Source organism: Sorangium sp. So ce1036 (assembly GCF_051369805.1).
GTDB lineage: Bacteria > Myxococcota_A > Polyangia > Polyangiales > Polyangiaceae > Sorangium > Sorangium cellulosum_F.
Genome location: NZ_JBBMOX010000001.1, coordinates 112,050 through 128,490, shown reverse-complemented (window position 1 = coordinate 128,490; position 16,441 = coordinate 112,050). Strand labels below are relative to the sequence as shown.

Below are 16,441 nucleotides of genomic sequence, written 5' to 3'. Positions count from 1 at the left end.
GGATCGGCCAACAGAGTTGGCCACCTCCCAACCTGGGTCAGGCTTCCGGCCGGCTCCTCCCAACCTGGGTCGGGCTTCCGGCCGGCTCCTCCCAACCTGGGTCGGGCTTCCGGCCGGCTCGGTTGGCCTTGCCTCAACCTGGGTCGAGCTGCCGCCGGGTCGGCCGCAACCTGGGTCGGTTGGCCCCCCGGGTCGGCCGCAACCTGGGTCGGTTGGCCCCCAACCTGGGTCGGGCTGCCGGCCGGCTCGGCTGGCCCCGCCCCAACCTGGCTCTGGCCCTGCTTCAACCTTGGCCCTGCTTCAACCTGGGTCGGTTGGCCCGGCCGACCCGACCGGCTTCAACCTGGGTCGGTTGGCCCGGCCGATCCGACCGCGCGGGCGGCGCTGCGGCGGGCGTTGACGCTTCCCAGCAGGGCCGAGTTGTGGTCAGTGCCCCAGCATGATGCGCGTCGCCCTCGCCATGGTCCCGGAGGTACGACAGCTCCTCGCCGAGGATCCCGCGCAGCTCTCCGAGCTGCTCGACGAGATCCACCACGAGGACCTCGCCGACCTCATCGGCCTGCTGGACGGCGCCGAGGCGGCGAAGGTCTTGATGGCGCTCAAGGCCGAGGACGCCGCGCCCATCTTCGAGCGCCTCGACGGCGAGACCCAGGAGGCGCTCGTCGAGCACATGGGCGTCGAGAGCATCGCGCCGATCGTCTCCGAGATGGCGGCCGACGACCGCACCGATCTCATCGAGGCCCTCCCGGACCAGGTGAGCGGCACGCTGCTCTCCACGCTGGAGAAGGTCGACCCCGAGGCCGCAGCCGAGGTCGAGGAGCTCGCCAAGTGGCCCGAGGACAGCGCCGGCGGCCTCATGACGACCGACTACATCTCGGTCGGCATCCACCTCACGGTCGCCGATGTGATCGAGCGGATCCGCGCCGTCGGCGAGGACGCCGAGACCATCTACTACGTCTACATCGTCTCCGAGCGGGGGCACCTCATCGGCGTCGTCTCGCTGCGCGACCTGCTGCTCGCCTCGCCGTCCGAGAGGCTCGCGGACGTGATGACCGAGAACGTCTTCGCCGTCAGCCCCGAGACCGACCAGGAGGAGGTCGCGCGGACGATGGCCAAGTACGACTTCAACGCCCTGCCCGTGCTCTCCGCGGATCGGAAGCTGCTCGGCGTCATCACGGTCGACGACGTGATGGACGTGCTCACGGAGGAGCAGACCGAGGACGTGCAGCGGCTCGGCGCGGTCGGCCCCATCGAGGACAGCTACTTCAGGACGAGCTTCTGGACGTTCATCCAGAAGCGCGCCCCCTGGCTCGCCGTGCTGTTCGTCGGCGAGTTCATGACGGGCTCGGTGCTCCGGAGGTACGAGCACGATCTCGAGGCCGTCGCGACGCTCGCCTACTACGTGCCCCTGCTCATCTCGACCGGCGGCAACTCGGGCTCGCAGTCGTCGTCGCTCATCATCCGCAGCCTCGCGGTCGGCGACCTGCGCGTCGGCGACTGGTCGAGCGTCCTCGCCCGCGAGCTCGGGCAGGGCGTCGTGCTCGGCCTGATCCTCGCGATCATCGGCATGCTCCGCGTCTGGCTGTGGGGCGACGGCACGGGCTTCGTCGTGACCATCGGCGCGACGCTGATGGCGATCGTCCTGATGGGCTGCACGGTGGGCGCGATGCTCCCCCTCCTGCTCCGGCGGCTCGGCCTCGATCCGGCGACCAGCTCCACGCCGTTCATCGCGAGCCTCGTGGACGTCCTCGGGATCATCCTTTACTTCAGCATCGCCCGGCTGGTCCTGGCCGACCTCCTCCAGCAGGCCGGCACCGGCGGCTGAGCGGGCTGGAGCGACAGCGGTCCGGCCCGCCCGGGCGCGCCGCGCCGCCCGGCGCGCTGCCCCTCGTGGCGCGGGGGGTGGCCTCGTCTGGGGGGCTCACTTCCGGGGCATGCGCTCCGGCGGGCCTATCTTGTGGCCCGCGTACGCTCCAGCCCCTCCGGTGAGCCCCCCAGACGAGGCCACCCCCGTGGCGCGTCGCCCCCCTTGACGCGTCGGCCCCCATGGGGGAGTGAAACAGTCGTCGTTAGTTCAGCGCGAAGCGCGCTGACCCCCTCCTAGAGAAGGAATCACGATGGCCGAAGGCTTGAATCGCGTGATGCTGCTCGGCAACCTGGGCGCCGACCCCGAGCTTCGGTTCACCCAGGGAGGGCAGGCCGTCCTGAACCTGCGGCTCGCAACGACCGAATCGTACCTCGACCGCGACAAGGTCCGGAAAGAACGGACGGACTGGCACAATGTCGTGATCTGGGGAAAGCGCGCGGAGGCGCTGGGCAAGATCCTCAGCAAGGGCTCCTCGATCTTCGTCGAGGGCTCGCTCCGCACCTCGAGCTACGACGATCGGGACGGCAACAAGCGCTACAAGACCGAGGTGATCGCCAACAACGTCCTGCTCACGGGCGGAGGCCGCGGGCGCGGCGCCGTCGGTGACGATGCGGGCGGGTTCGGCGGCGAGGCCGGCGGCGGCTACGGCGGCGGCGGTGGTGGTGGCGGTTACGGCGGCGGCGGTTACGGTGGCGGTGGCGGCGGCCGCCCGGCCGGAGGCGGCTACGGCAACCGTGGCGGTGGCGGTGGCGGCGGCGGCGGCCGCCCTGCGCCGCCGGACCCCGGCCCCCCTGCGGACGACTACAGCGGCGGCTTCGGCGGCGGCAACGACGACGACATCCCGTTCTGATCGCGGAGTCCGCGACGTCAGGGGCGCGGGCGAGGGCGCCGCGCCAGAAGGACGGCCACGGCGGCGGCCGCAAGCGCCCCGAGCGCGGCGGCCACGGCGAGCGGCTGATCCGCGGCGAGGAAGATCGTCCGGACGAGCAGGTCCGGCTCCGGCGGCGCCACGAACGCGCCCTCGAGCTCCGCCGCGGCGAGCAGCGCGCCGCAGCGGGGCGCCCCCTGCGCCGGCTCCAGGCAAACCACGCTGCAGAGCGCCGCGTCGCGCTCGCTCCCGGCGAAGCCGAGCACGTGCCGCCCGTGGAGCGCCAGCGCGCGCTCCCCCGCCCTCGCGGTCCCCTCGAACGGCTGCTCGAACCGGTGCGACACGGCGCGGATCGGCCGTGCCTCCCACCGCTCGATCGTCACCCCGAGCGCCCCGTGGACGAGCCCCGACGCCCGGTCGAGCACCAGCTCCTCCAGACCGATCGCCCAGTGCCGCGACGGCGCGGTCACGCAGACCGCGCGCAGCGAGAGCCCGTCCGCCTCGACGCCCCGCCGGAGCGTCACCGCCGCGCCCGCGAGCGCCGAGACGTCGATCGCGGGCAGCGCCTCCTCCGGCACGTCGCGCGCCCCCGCGGGCAGCGCGAGGCGCAGCGCGAGGCCCGGCGCGACGCCGTGGAGCTCAGCAGCGCTCGAGCTCATCCATCAGCGCCACGACCTCGCTGCGGATGTCGACGAGCGCCGCGCGCATGCGCTGCACCTCCTCGAGGCTCGCGGTCGAGTCGGGGGCCGGCGGCTCGATGCCGCCCTCGCGCAGCTTGCGTCGCGCCCCCGCGATCGTGAAGCGGTGCGAGTAGAGGAGCTCCTTGACCTTGAGGAGCGTCTCGACGTCGCGCCGGCTGTAGACCCGCTGCCCCTTCGCCGACTTCTGCGGGCGAACGGAACGGAACTCCGTCTCCCAGTACCGGAGCACGTGCGGCTCGACCCCCACGATGCCGGCCACCTCGCCGATCCGGTAGTACAGCTTCGCCGGAAGCTGCTGCTGGCGCCCGGCCAAGCGGCCTACTCCTCCGCCGCCGAGGCCGTCTCGCGCGGGTTGAGGGCCTGCTTGAGGATCTGGCTCGCCTTGAAGTTCAGGACGCGGCGCTCCGTGATCAGGATCGGGTCGCCGGTCTGGGGGTTTCGACCCTGGCGCTGGCGCTTGTCGCGCAGCACGAAGTTGCCAAATCCGGAGATCTTGATCTTTTCCCCGCGGCCCAGGGTCTCCTTCATGGTCTCAAACACAAGATCGACCAGATCGGCGGATTCCTTCTTCGAGAATCCCCCAAGGCGAGAGTAGACCGCCTGAACGATTTCGGCTTTCGTCATGATACCCCCATCGCCCTGTTCTGAAGGGAGACACGCCGCAACCCCTGAGGACCGTTCAGGAAGCCGCGTGCGGTTCCCCCGACCGGGTTGGGGCAGGATGCCAGCCCGCGTCGGGGAGGTCTAGGGGGTTACGCGGGCTCCCCCCGACGCGCAACGCGCACCGCCACGGACCGCACGAGCGCTGCCGGAACGGATTGGGACGATGGCGGGGGTGGGATCCGGAGAGGCCGGGGGAACGAGGCCGGGGGAACGTGGTCCAGGCGCCGCGCGCCGCCCGCCGCGCAGCGGGGGCCTGAGCCCGGCAGCGCCCGGCCGCGCGACGCGGCCGGCTGGGCTCGCCGGCCGCGCTTCGCTCAGGCGGCGAGGTCGCCGAGAGACCGCTCCTTGGTCGCCGGCCTGGGCCAGGCGCCGACGACGGACGCGTCGCTCGGCCGAGCGTCGCTCCAGACGGCCGGCGCGCTCGAGGTCGCCTCGCGCCGGCGCGCGATCTGCTCCCGCGCGACCATCGCCGCGACGTAGAGGTAGCCGACCGCGAAGAGCACCGCGAACGGCGTGGCGAAGTAGTGCCCCGTCTGGACCGACGCGACCACCGCGCCGCACGACAGCACGGCGAGCACCGCCTCCGTGAGCGGCAGATCCGTGCGCACCCTGTACCGGCCCTTGTTGTCGCCCTGCTTGGGGGTCCGCACGAACTCGCCGCTCATGCTGCGCAGGCCCTCGAACACCGCCTTCGAGAGGTGCGGCGCGAGCCCCGTCCCGAGCGCGATGAGCATCGGCAGGCGCACGATCGCGCCCCACCGCGAGCGGCCCTGCGCCGTCTCGGCCAGCATGTAGAACGCGGCGAGCGAGCCCGTCGTCGCCGTGCAGAGCGGCAGGTCGATCGCGACCATCGTCAGCGTGTCGGCGGCGGGGAACAGGACGAGCGCCGGCAGGAGCAGGACGCTCAGCAGGACGAGCAGCGGGTAGGCGAAGTGCGGCGTGAGGTGGAAGAACGCCTCGATCCGCTGCGCGCGCGAGAGCTTCGCCCCGAGCACGGTCGCCATGAGCTTGCGCGCGGTCTGCACCGTCCCCTTGCCCCAGCGGTACTGCTGCGCGCGCAGCGCCGAGATGTCCTCGGGGAGCTCCGCCGGCGAGACGACATCCTCGCGGTAGATGAAGCGGTAGCCCGCGAGCTGCGCCCGGTACGACAGATCCAGGTCCTCGGTCAGCGTGTCGTGCTGCCAGCCGCCGGCCTTGAGGATGGCGTCCTTGCGCCACATCCCCCCGGTCCCGGAGAAGTTGAACAGGAGGCCCGCGCCGAAGCGCGCGCGGTTCTCGACGAGGTGGTGGCCGTCGAGCATGAGCGCCTGCACCTGCGTGAGGATCGAGACGTCGCGGTTCAGGTGGCCCCACCGCGTCTGGACCATGCCGATCGTCGGATCCTTGAAGTGACCGACGATGGAGCGAACGAAGCCCGGCTGCGGGATGAAGTCGGCGTCGAAGATCGCGACGAGCTCGCCCTTCGCGACCTTGAGCCCGGCGTCGAGGGCGCCCGCCTTGTAGCCGACCCGGTCGGTGCGGTGCAGGTACACCGCGTCGATGCCCCGCGCGCGGAGCCGCTCCACGTGCGCCCGCACGAGGCCCTGCGTCTCGTCCGTCGAGTCGTCGAGCACCTGGATCTCGAGCCGGTCCGCCGGGTAGTCCATCCTGGCGACCGCATCGAGCAGCCGCGCCGCGACGGTCGACTCGTTGAAGAGCGGCAGCTGGACGGTCACCCGCGGGAGGTCGCCGTCCGAGAGCGCCGGGACGTCCTGCGCGCGCGCGATCTTCGCGCGGTGCACGCGGCAGAGGATCACGAGGTGCAGCCGGTGCAGGCCGTAGGCGCTGAGACCGAGCAGCACGCCGAAGTAGAGCACGCAGAGCAGCATCGAGAGCATCGGGAGCACCTGCCGCCAGCGTGGTGCCGAGCAGCCGTGGGATCTGGCGGGAGGCCGGTCTCCACTCCTGCGGATGCTGGCGGGCAACGAACGCGTACCACCCGCCGAATCCGAAGTTGTCATGCACTTGTAATTCGTTGCAACTCTCTGTCACGAGGTCAGGAAAGTTGACTCCTGCCCCGGCGCTGCCCCCTGTGAAAATGACAACGACCGACAATCCCACATCGCCCCGGTGCGCCGCGATGGCCGTGTTTCGCCGCGGAACGCGCGTCCGCGAGCGACACACGGGGTCAGGCGATCCCCCGATAGGCGCAGTTAAATAAGGCACCCTCGCGTCAGGAATCACCTGGTGAGGTGTGCTCTGGGTAAGGTGTTTACCGGATAGTCGAGGCCGGCAGACGGCGCGGCGCGCCCGGAGGGCCTGTCGAGGGGCCGCGCTGCGGGCCCCGGCCGCGGTGGGGGTCGCCGCTGCGTCTGGCGTCGGCGGGCGCGCAGGGCTATCGGTTCGCGGATGAGCCGGGCGCTATTCCAGGAGCTGAGAGCTCGCCAGATCGCATTCCTCGAGGCGCGGCTCGTGTCGGACGCCGCCGCGCGGGCGTGGCGGCGGCACCTGCCCGAAGGCTTCGCCGCGCTGCTCGCGACGCCGCTCGGGGAGCTCGCCGACGCGGCGGCGATCGCGCGCGTGCTCGACGCGCTCGCGGCGGAGGAGTCGCTCCGGCGCGCGGTCCGACCCGCGGCCGCCGCGGCGATCGCGGCGCTGCTCGAGGCGGGGCGCGGCGAGCCGCGGCGCGCGAAGGAGCTCCTGCCGGAGGGGGCGCGCGACAAGCTCGACCGCATCCTGGAGCAGCCGAAGCTCGTGCCGGAGCGGCTCGTGCGCGAGGTAATGGAGAGCGACGCGCTCGACGCGGTGATGCGCGACGTCCTCTACGACACGCTGAAGGAGTTCTCCGAGAAGGTGAACCCGTTCTTCGCCGAGTGGGGGCTGCCGGCGCTCCTCAAGCGGGTCGCCCCGTTCGGCCTCGGCGGGGTCGGCAAGACGATGGGCGCGATGCGGGGCGAGTTCGAGCGGCGCCTCGAGCCGGAGATCCGCAGGTTCTTGCAGGGTTTCTCGCGCACGGCGATGCTGCGGGTGCACGACATCCTCGTCGCCCGGGGCGACGCGCCCGAGTTCGTCGCCCTGCGCAAGCACGTCGCGGCGTGGGTGCTGGAGCAGGAGATCCGCGCGCTGCTCGGCCAGCTCGACGCGCGGAGCGCGGCGCTCGTCGAGGCGCTCGGGGCCGACGTCGCCGCGCAGCTCCTGCGGGACCAGCCGGCGCGGCGGCGGCTCGCGGAGGCGACCGCGGCGTTCATCGCGGCGCACGCGCGCGAGCCGCTCGGCCAGGCGCTGCAGCGCCTCGGGATCACCCCCGTCCTCGACTTCGACGCGGTCGCGGCGGCGACCTGGCCGGTCGTGCGGAGCCTGTGCGCGAGCGCGCCGGTGCGCGCCTTCATCGCGTCGCTGGTGGAGGAGTTCTTCGACGGGCTGCCGGACGAGCTCGAGCCGCCGGCCTGAGCCGCCGGGGATCGACGCGGTCGCGCTCAGGCCATCGCCGACGCGTCCGCGACCACGGACTCGATGTACGCGAGGCTGCGCGTCGGGCACACAGGCACCGTCGGCGCGAACGCCTCGACGTCCAGGATGAGCTCGGGGCCGCCCGCGGGCGTCAGCACCACGACGGGCACGCGCGGGTACATCCGGCGGAGCTCTTCCATCTCCGCGTGCGGTTCGGCCTCGAGCCGCGGCACGAGCACCATGACGTGCGGGCGCCAGCGGGCCAGCACGTCACGCGCGTGGTCGAGCCCGCAGCATGTCTCCACCGTGTAGTCCCGAGACGTGAGGAAGCGGACGAGCGGCTGGGTGTTGCTCGCGTCGTCGTCGATCACCAGAACTCGGGTCGTGCTCTCGATCTCCATGGGTGTCCCCCGTTGTCGGCATGGTCCAACCGCGGCAACTTCAAACCAGAACTTCTACCCTGGTCCGAGGGACACCATACCGCATCGGGGACAGAGCGCGATGTCAATTGCGCTCCATCGCATCGCGCAACGCCGCGATACGCGCCAGAAACACCGGCGCTCTCAACCTGAAGTTCACCGGATCGACGCGCGATCCGCCGCCGCTCAGCCGCCGAGGTAGGCCGCGCGGATCTCCTCGTTCGCTGCGAGATCCCGGGAGTCGCCGCTCATGGCGATCTGCCCCGTACGGAGCACATAGGCGCGCGTCGAGTACTTGAGCGCTAGTCGGGTATTTTGCTCGACGAGGAGTACGGTAGTTCCTGACTCCGCGATCCTGGCGATGGATTCGAAGATGTCGGCGACGAGCCGCGGCGCGATGCCGAGGGACGGCTCGTCGAGGAGCAGCATGGCCGGGCGCGCCATCATGGCGCGGCCGATCGCGAGCATCTGCTGCTCGCCGCCGGAGAGCGTGCCGCCGTGCTGGTGCATGCGCTCGCCGAGGCGGGGGAAGAGCCGCACGATGTCCTCGAGGGTCTCCGCCATGGTGGGCCCGTGCTTGTGGCACCACGCGCCGAGCTCGAGGTTCTCGCGGACGGTGAGGTTCGCGAAGATCGCGCGCCCCTCCGGGACGAGCGAGACGCCGCAGGCGACGAGCTCCTCGGTGGAGACGGCGGCGAGGTCCCTGCCGTCGTAGCAGATGCGGCCGGAGGCGATCGGCAGGAGCCGGACGATCGTCTTCAGCGTGGTCGTCTTGCCGGCGCCGTTCGCGCCGATCATCGCGACGATCTCGCCGCGCCGCACCTCGAGGTCGATGCCCTTCAGCGCCTTGATGCCGCCGTAGCCGACCTCGAGGCCCTCGACGACGAGCAGGCGCTCGCCGGGCGCCGCGGAGGGGGGCCTTCGCGTCGGATGGGCCGTCTTCATGTGGCCTCCTCTGCCGCCGCGGCGGGCGCGGGGCGGGGCTCGGCCGCCTCGTCGTCGACCTCCTCGCCGAGGTAGGCCGCGAGGACCTTCGGGTCCCTGCGCACGGCCTCCGGCGTGCCGTGCGCGATCGTCTCGCCGTGGTCGAGGACGTGGATCTCCTCGCACACGCCCATCACGACCTGCATGTTGTGCTCGACGAGCACGACCGTGATCTCGAACGTGTCGCGCAGCCAGCGGATCTGCTGCTTGAGCCCCTCGGCCTCGCCGTAGTTCATGCCGGCCGCCGGCTCGTCGAGCAGCAGGAGCTTCGGCTTGAGCATCATCGCCCGGGCGATCTCGAGCCGCCGCTGGTTGCCGTACGACAGCGACGTCGAGATCTCGTCCGCCATGTCCTCGAGCTGGAACACCGAGAGCAGCGAGAGCGCGCGCTCGGTCATCTCCTGCTCGTCCCTGTAGAAGAACGGCGAGCGGAGCAGCGCCGAGGTGAGCGTCGCCCTCCGCAGGTTCTCGCAGGCGACGAGCACGTTCTCGAGCACCGTGAGCTGGCCGAAGAGGCGGATGTTCTGGAACGTGCGGGCGATGCCGAGGCGCGCGATCTGGCTCGGCCGGAGCGGCGCGAGGTCGATCCCGCCGAAGTGGATCGAGCCCTCGTCGTGCTTGTAGACGCCGGTGATCAGGTTGAACACCGTCGTCTTGCCGGCGCCGTTCGGGCCGATGAGCCCGAAGATCGAGCGCTCCGGCACGCTGAACGAGACGCCGCCGACGGCCCGCAGGCCGCCGAACCGCTTGGTCACTTGCTTCAGTTCGAGGTTCACTCGAGCTCCCTCCCGGTGGGCTTGATCTCGCGTTCGATGGCGGCGCCGGGCGGCGGCGCGCCGTGCGCGGCGGCCGCCTCGGGGGCGGTGGTCGCGGGGACGGGCTCGGCCGGCGCCGTGGCGGGGCGGGTCGGGCGCTTGCGGCGCCGGACGAAGATCTCGCGCTCGCCGAAGAGACCCCCGGGGCGCAGGACCATGAGGCCGATCAGGATGCTCGCGTAGAGCACCATGCGCAGCGCGTTCAGGTCGAGCGCGGGGTAGGCCGCCTTCAGCGCGAGGATGCTGTCGAGGCCCTGGAGCTGCTCGATGAGCTTGACCGTGAAGGTCACGAGCACGCCGCCCACGATCGCGCCGCTGACGCTGCCCGAGCCGCCGAGGATCACCATCGTGATCGCGTCGAACGAGTAGTTGAACGTGAACTGGTCGGGCTGGACCGTGGGGTTGCCGTCGCGCATCGAGGCGAGCAGGCTCCCGGCGACGCCGCCGCCCGCGGCCGAGATGACGAACGAGGTCACCTTGTAGCGGGTCGGGTCGACGCCCACGGCGGCGGAGGCGATCTCGTCCTCGCGGAGCGCGCGCAGGGCGCGGCCCCAGCCGGAGAACTTGAGCCGCCACGCGATGAGCGTCGCGAGCACGACGGCGCCGAAGATCCAGAACGGGCCGGCGTACTGCGGGACGCCGGTGTCGTCGGGGCCGGCGTAGCCGATCGGGCCGCCGAGCTCCGCGAGCAGCCTGCCGATCGTCCCCTGGTCGGCGGCGCCGGCGCCCGCGGTGGCGATCGTGAGGCGGAAGATCTCCGCGAAGCCGAGGGTCACGATCGCGAGGTAATCGCCGCGCAGCCGGAGGCTGGGCAGGCCGACCACGAGGCCGAAGAGCGCCGCGACGAGCCCGGCCGCGAGGAGCGCGAGCGGCATCACGAGGAACGAGTTGCCGAACGTCGGGTCGCCGCCGCCGAGCTGCTGGTGCAGGTTGCCGGCGATGATCGCCCCGGTGTACGCGCCGATCCCGACGAAGCCGGCGTGGCCGATCGAGAACTGGCCGGCCATGCCGTTGATGACGTTCAGCGAGAGCGCCGCGATGACGTTGACCATCGCGAACAGCGCGAGCTGTCGCCAGGCGGCGTCCGGCAGGAGGATCTCGAAGCCGAACTCGAGGGCGACGACGACGCCGAGGAGCCCGAGCGCCGTGAGGACGCGCTGCAACGGTCGAGGCATGGCGGGCCACAGTTGAATTGGCCGAGCCGCACCGTCAAGCCGTTGCGTTACTTGATGACGCGCAAATAGGGGGGCAGCTCGCGCTTCGGCTTGCCCGATCCGCGGCGCTGGGGCCCGGGCTCACCGGAGCTCCCCGATTCGTCGTCTTCGACCTCATCGCCGGAGCGCACCGGCGCGAGGGCCGGCGCGGGCACCGGCGAGAGCGGCCGCACCGGCGCGCTGGCGTCCCGCGCCGGCGCCTCGCCCGCGCCGCGGGCGCCGGCCTCGGCGTCGGGCTCGCCTTCGGGGCGGCGCGCGCCGGGGGTGCGCGCCCGGGCCGCCTCCGCGGAGGGCTCGTCGTCGCCGGAGGGCGCGACGGCGGCCAGCCGGGGGCGCGGCCGCTTGGCGGGCTTCTGCGGCGAGGACGCGCCGGGGCGCTGCTGCTTCGGCCCGGGGAAGTCGGCGGGGATGTCCTCGGGCCAGACCATGCCGCGCTGGTCCTCGCTCACGAGCGCCCAGATCGCGTGCCACGGCAGGCGGCACCAGAACGGCACGCGGTTGAACGAGAGCGTGCAGCTGATCCCCTCGTCGTCCACCCTCAGGTCGGGGATGGGGATCGCCATGTTCAGCCCGACCTGCAGGATGAGCTGCGGCTGCCCCGTGAACCACTTGGGGACGGAGACGCCGGGCCTGCGTGGGTCGAGGTGGATGAACACGCTCGGCTCTCGCTCGAGGAGGGCCAGCGCGACGTCCTTTTTCGGCGGGAGCGGTCGCTGCACGTCGGACATCGTACTGCTCTGCCCAATACCCCGGACCGAGCGGGTCCGCCAGCGCTTCAGGGCGCCGGGCGCGGCGCGAGGCGCCGGTGCGCACGCCGCATGGCGAGAGCCGCCGGGCGACTCCAGCAACTCTGTAGAAAGACCACGACGGGCGCGCAACATCCGGTCAGCGCCGTGGCGCCGAGCGGCTCACGACGCGGACCCCCGGCTCAGCTCGACGGGGACCTCCGAGATGGTGACCCGGTGCTTGCCGCTGCTCGTGAGCGGGATGTGATCGACGATCTGGATCCGGATCTCCGCGCGCTCGCCCAGGTGCTTCCGGACGGTGCGCTCGATGAGCTCCGCGGTCTCGGACCGGAAGCCCTTGCCGGGCACGAGCCGGACGGTGATCGCGCGCCGCCGGTCCTGGTGAACCTGGTAGCCGGCGATCGTCGGCTGGTCCTTGATGATCTGCGGGAAGAGCTCCCCCGCGAGCAGCCGCCCGTCAGGGCCGACCAGGAGATCGAGGACCCGGCCCTCCACCGAGGCGAGCATCGGCAGCCCGCGGCCGCACGCGCACGGCGCCGCGGCGGCCACCGCGACGTCCTGGTTCTTGTAGCGGATGAGCGGCATCGATCGGCAGAGCAGGTCGGTCACGACGACCTCGCCCGCCTCGCCCGGCAGCGCGTGCCGCCCGTCGCGGAGCAGCTCGACGAACACGCCCTCCGTGTTGATGTGCTTGCCCTCGTGCCGCTCGCACTCCGCGGCGATGAGCATGAGCTCCCGGCAGCCGTACCGGTCGAACACCGGCGCGCCGAAGGCGCGCTCGATGGCCTCGCGCTGGTGCGCGAACAGCCGCTCCGCCGTGGTGACGACCCCGCGCGGGGCGGGGAGCGGGCGCCCCGCCGCGAGCGCGTACCGCGCCGCCTGGTACAGCGCGTTCGTGTATCCGACGACGAGCTGCGGCCGATACCGGGCGATCTCGTCGAGCACGGCGGCGAGCCGCCGCTCGGACAGGTCGTAGGCGCAGATCATCTTCTTTCGGAGGACGACCGCGTGCAGGGAGCGCTTCGCCTTCTTCAGGAGCGTCTCCCCGATCTGGACGCCCCAGAAATGAACCTCCCTGTCGCCGAGCCGGGCCCCCGCCCACCCGTCGGCGCGCATCGCGGCCGCGATGCGGCGCTCGTAGGTGCGATGATCGAAGCGGAACCGCGCCGGCTCGCCCGTGGAGCCGCCCGTGCCGCTCGAGTAGAGTCGGCCGGTGAAGCCCTCCGCCAGGAGCTCTCCGCCGTGCGCGCGGAGATCGGCCCGCGTGAGGATGGGAAAGCGCAGGAGGTCTTCCGGCGTCTTCACGGAGGCGGCGCGCACGCCGTACTCGGCGAACCGGGCCCGGTAAAACGGGACGTTCTGCTCGGCGAACGAGAGCGCGGCGAGCATCCGCCGAAAGCCGAGCTCGCGAATCTCCTCCTCCGATCGCCACTGCGAGCGCTCGAGCTCCTCCAGCGCCTTCAGGGTCTCCCTGCCCCGGAGCCGGGTCTCGTAGAGTGGAAACAGGACATTTCGGAGCAGCCCACCGTACATGAGGAGAGCCTCCCTTCGAATCATCGCCAGTCAAGCCGCGACGGGTGGTTCTCCTGCAATCACCCTGAATCGTGGTGAAGAGTTTGACCGAAGCGTCACGCGCCGGCGACTTCCGTCCAGGCACGGACAGCGGCGCTCGACTCCATCGCTGCACAGGCACGCTTCCATCGCCTGGCCGGCCGGCGCGCTCCGCAGGACGCCGCGGGGGGTGGTCGCGTCGGGGGCGTGTCAGCCGGCGCTGGCCGCTGCCGAGGCGCGCGATCCGAAGATGGCGATCGTGGCGCCCGCGAGGATGACCGCCGCGCCCGCGACCTCCGTGGCGGAGGGGACGGCACCGAGCCACAGGGCGCCGAGCAGGATTCCGCCCAGCGTCTCGCCCGGGGACACGAGCGCCACGACGGCCGGGGACATGCGGCGCGCGGCCGCCTGGATCGCGGTGTGGCCGAGGAGGGTGGGGACGAGCGCGAGCGCGACGATGGCGACGGCGGCGTGCGGCGGCGGCGGGGCGACGCCCTCGAGCGCGCCGGGCGCGACCGGGAGCGCCGCCGCGAGGAAGGCCGCGGCGCTCGCGTAGACGAGCGCCGCGTAGCTCCGCGTCGGCAAGGCGTCCCGGAGCGCCCGGGCGAAGGACACGTAGAGGCCATAGAGGACGGCGGCGCCGACGACCATGAGGTCGCCCGAGAGCCTGTGATCGCCGGCGCCGGCGCCGCGCGCGACGAGGAGCGCGCCGGCGGTGGCGAGGAGCACGCCGACCTGCTCGGAGCGCGCCGGGCGGACGCCGAAGAACACCCACGCGCAGAGCACGACGGCGAGCGGCTCGAGCGAGATGAGCGAGAGCGCCGCGGGCACGGAGGTGCGGTCGAGCCCCCAGAGGAAGAGCGCGAAATGCGCGGCGAGCAAGAGGCCCGCGCAGAGCACGGCGGCGCGCTCGCGGAGCGAGAGGCGGGCGATCGAGCGGGCGAGCACGCGCAGGTCGAGCACGGAGAGCGCGATCGCGGCGAGCGCCACCCGGCCGAAGGCGATGAAGAGCGGATGGACGGGGCGAGCGTACCGGGCGAGCGGGCCGCTCACGGCGAAGGCGGCGCTGGCCAGGACGACGAAGAGCACGGCGCCCCGGGCCGTGGCGCGCTGCTTGGCCGCCATGCGGTGGTGCTAGGGCCGCGGCCCGGGGAAGACAATCACGGAGGCGGGCGGCGGGTGGCGCGGCTCAGCGGGGCACGACCGGCGGCGGCGCGATGACGTCGAGGTTGAGGCCGCCGGGGTACTGGTAGCTGGTGTACGAGCCGTAGCCCATCACCTGGATGCCGACGGGCGCCGAGGCGGTCAGCACGTGAGCGCCGTTGTTGCCGGGGCCGAGCGGGACGCGCGCGACGCCGAAGCCGGAGCCGATCGGGGTCGGCGCGAGGTCGAGCGTGGCGTCGTCGAGCGTGACCGAGGCGTCCAGGGGCAGGACGATATCGACGTAGCTCTCGTCGTAATCGCTGGGCGCCAGGAACACGTACTTGGTGCGGTACTGCTCGACCGCGGTGGAGAGGCTCTGCGACGGATCGCCCTTCTGATCGCTGTCGTTGCCGAGGTCGACGAGCTCGGCGCTCAGCATGAACGAGCCGACCGCGAACTCATGATCTCCCACGACCTCGAAGTCCCTCCTCACCATGTCGAGGTCGACGACCTGACCGGCGTCGAGCCGGGTGGGCGCGCCGTCCGGCCGGCCGGAGGGGTAGGTCAGCGTCGTGCCGTCCACGTTGCCGTAGAGGCGCACGATGTGCCCGACGGCCTCTCCGCCGGGCGAGGTGGGGACCGTGACGAAGTAGCGCTTGCCGAGGGTCTCGGCGGGGAACACCGACTCCTCGAGGTGGTCGCAGGCCTGGTAGGGGCTCGGCGACTGCGCGCACGCCATGCCCGTCAGCACCTGGACGGGGTGCGTGGCGGAGACGAGGCTGCCGCTGAGGTCCGACCGCGGGTCGCTCAGGATCTCGACGACGTCGCCCTCGTCGAGCTCGACGGTGAAGATGTCGCCCCCCTCGGTCTCGGGGACGCCGCCGCCGGCGAGCACCCGGCCGCCTCCGGCCACCTGCACGGTGACGGTCGTGCCGTCCTGGATGCCGGTGATGGTCATGAAGCCGCCGATCTCCGCCCTGGGCCAGCCGTCGCGACCGGTGATTCGATAGTTGCCGGTCATCGCCGTGCTCGGCAGGAGCAGCGAGGCGTCGTTGCTGAAGGAGAAGCAGCCGAGGGGCTCGCGGCTGGACGGGCAATCGTAATTTCCGGGGCAGGAGGACCAGCTCTTCCCCTCGGGGCCGCCCTCGCCCTTGTACTCGAGCGCGTTGAACTGGTAGACGGTGACCGGCCTCGTCGAGACGAGGTGATAGGCGCCGTCGTTCACGCGGACGGAGCGGGTCATCTCCACGGAGTTGCTGCACCTGTCCATGTCGGGCCCCTTCAGCTCCGGGACCCAGGGGAGATAGATCTTGGTCAGGCTGTTGGGCGGGACCTGCTCTTGCGCCAGGACCTCGTCGCCGCGCGTCACCTCGACCTCGGCGACCTCATCGCCCGCGTTGGCGACGACGACGGCGTAATCGAAGGTCGACCAGACGATGTTCGCGGTGACCGTGGGCCAGAAATCGCAGCCGATATAGGACCTGAGCGCGGCGGCCTGCGCGCACGTCCTCGGATCGCCCCCCGGGAGGGGCTCGTCGCTGCCTGCGGTGCCGCTGGCGAGATCGTCCCCGAGGCTGCCGGCGCTGCCCATGTCGCCGGAGCTCGCCTCGTCCCCCGCGCCAACGCCGCCCGAGCCAGCGCCGTCCGAGCCGCCGTCGCCCGAGTTGTCTGCGCCAGCGCTCCCGGGGCGCGCGGAGCTCGACGCACCGCCGGCGGAGCACGCCACCGCGGAGACGGCGCCCATCCATAGTCCCAGGCCGAGGAAAAGAGAGTGCTTCGTGATCTGCATGGGCCCTCCCGGAAACGGACTTCATGCACAGAGGCCTGTGCGACAGCCCGGCTAGCGTGGAAAATTACGTTGAATTGTCTGAGGGAGTTGGTGGGGTGCTTGCCCACTCCTGGACACGGTGGCGTCCCCCTCCGCGCTACGCGGTTTTGACCCATGACGCAAGCACATCAAATATTTCCATTATTGATGTTATCCGGCCGCAGGGTGAATATCCTGGAGGCACGGAGAAGATGAGGTGTTGATCACGAGATC

General features: G+C 71.8%; 15 protein-coding genes. 3 read left to right on the top strand and 12 right to left on the bottom strand.

All coding sequences use genetic code 11. The features are described from left to right. Positions 1 to 439: 439 nt before the first annotated feature. Both mgtE and WMF31_RS00295 read left to right on the top strand, forming a co-directional pair. Positions 440 to 1,825 (top strand): magnesium transporter, encoded by a 1,386-nt coding sequence (gene mgtE, locus WMF31_RS00300; RefSeq protein WP_129354598.1) that lies wholly within the window; start codon positions 440 to 442, stop codon positions 1,823 to 1,825. A gap of 292 nt (positions 1,826 to 2,117) precedes the next feature. Then, positions 2,118 to 2,717 (top strand): single-stranded DNA-binding protein, encoded by a 600-nt coding sequence (locus WMF31_RS00295; protein WP_436600034.1) that lies wholly within the window; start codon positions 2,118 to 2,120, stop codon positions 2,715 to 2,717. 17 nt (positions 2,718 to 2,734) lie between these two features. Here WMF31_RS00295 and WMF31_RS00290 read toward each other — a convergent pair whose 3' ends face one another. The 4 genes from WMF31_RS00290 to WMF31_RS00275 form a co-directional block, all read right to left on the bottom strand. Then, entirely contained in the window at positions 2,735 to 3,394 is a 660-nt protein-coding gene (locus tag WMF31_RS00290) for a hypothetical protein (RefSeq protein ID WP_436600033.1), read from the bottom strand. Continuing rightward, positions 3,375 to 3,749: a MerR family transcriptional regulator gene (locus WMF31_RS00285; protein ID WP_129354604.1), complete on the bottom strand. Its 375-nt coding sequence runs from the start codon at positions 3,747 to 3,749 to the stop codon at positions 3,375 to 3,377. Before WMF31_RS00285 ends, WMF31_RS00290 begins: the two co-directional genes overlap by 20 nt. Positions 3,750 to 3,754: 5 nt before the next feature. Next, the gene (locus tag WMF31_RS00280; RefSeq protein ID WP_012241218.1) at positions 3,755 to 4,060 is read right to left on the bottom strand and encodes an integration host factor subunit alpha; all 306 of its coding nucleotides are present in this window, start codon (positions 4,058 to 4,060) and stop codon (positions 3,755 to 3,757) included. A 353-nt stretch (positions 4,061 to 4,413) separates the two neighbouring features. Further along, entirely contained in the window at positions 4,414 to 5,976 is a 1,563-nt protein-coding gene (locus WMF31_RS00275; protein WP_436600032.1) for a glycosyltransferase, read from the bottom strand. A 511-nt stretch (positions 5,977 to 6,487) separates the two neighbouring features. On the opposite strand from WMF31_RS00275, the gene WMF31_RS00270 reads away from it, so the two are divergent. Then, positions 6,488 to 7,528 (top strand): hypothetical protein, encoded by a 1,041-nt coding sequence (locus WMF31_RS00270; RefSeq protein WP_436600031.1) that lies wholly within the window; start codon positions 6,488 to 6,490, stop codon positions 7,526 to 7,528. Positions 7,529 to 7,554: 26 nt separating this feature from the next. Here the strand turns inward: WMF31_RS00270 and WMF31_RS00265 are convergent, their stop codons facing one another. The 8 genes from WMF31_RS00265 to WMF31_RS00230 all read right to left on the bottom strand — a co-directional run bounded on the left by WMF31_RS00265 (position 7,555) and on the right by WMF31_RS00230 (position 16,189). Next, positions 7,555 to 7,929 carry a response regulator gene (locus WMF31_RS00265; protein WP_436600030.1) on the bottom strand — a complete coding sequence of 125 codons (375 nt, stop codon included), beginning with the start codon at positions 7,927 to 7,929 and terminating at the stop codon, positions 7,555 to 7,557. Between the two features lie 204 nt (positions 7,930 to 8,133). Beyond that, positions 8,134 to 8,892 carry an ABC transporter ATP-binding protein gene (locus WMF31_RS00260; protein WP_129354612.1) on the bottom strand — a complete coding sequence of 253 codons (759 nt, stop codon included), beginning with the start codon at positions 8,890 to 8,892 and terminating at the stop codon, positions 8,134 to 8,136. Continuing rightward, positions 8,889 to 9,707, bottom strand: a complete 819-nt coding sequence (locus WMF31_RS00255) for an ABC transporter ATP-binding protein (RefSeq protein ID WP_436600029.1) — start codon at positions 9,705 to 9,707, stop codon at positions 8,889 to 8,891. The genes WMF31_RS00260 and WMF31_RS00255 overlap by 4 nt, the downstream gene beginning before the upstream one ends. Continuing rightward, entirely contained in the window at positions 9,704 to 10,921 is a 1,218-nt protein-coding gene (locus tag WMF31_RS00250) for a branched-chain amino acid ABC transporter permease (protein WP_436600028.1), read from the bottom strand. Before WMF31_RS00250 ends, WMF31_RS00255 begins: the two co-directional genes overlap by 4 nt. A gap of 47 nt (positions 10,922 to 10,968) precedes the next feature. Beyond that, positions 10,969 to 11,688, bottom strand: a complete 720-nt coding sequence (locus tag WMF31_RS00245) for a ClpXP protease specificity-enhancing factor SspB (protein WP_436600027.1) — start codon at positions 11,686 to 11,688, stop codon at positions 10,969 to 10,971. 180 nt (positions 11,689 to 11,868) lie between these two features. Next, the gene (locus WMF31_RS00240; protein WP_436600026.1) at positions 11,869 to 13,239 is read right to left on the bottom strand and encodes a phenylacetate--CoA ligase family protein; all 1,371 of its coding nucleotides are present in this window, start codon (positions 13,237 to 13,239) and stop codon (positions 11,869 to 11,871) included. Positions 13,240 to 13,467: 228 nt separating this feature from the next. Next, entirely contained in the window at positions 13,468 to 14,382 is a 915-nt protein-coding gene (locus tag WMF31_RS00235; protein ID WP_436600025.1) for a DMT family transporter, read from the bottom strand. A 64-nt stretch (positions 14,383 to 14,446) separates the two neighbouring features. Further along, a complete protein-coding gene (locus WMF31_RS00230; protein WP_436600024.1) occupies positions 14,447 to 16,189 on the bottom strand; it encodes an IgGFc-binding protein in 1,743 nt (580 codons plus the stop codon). Positions 16,190 to 16,441: the final 252 nt, after the last annotated feature.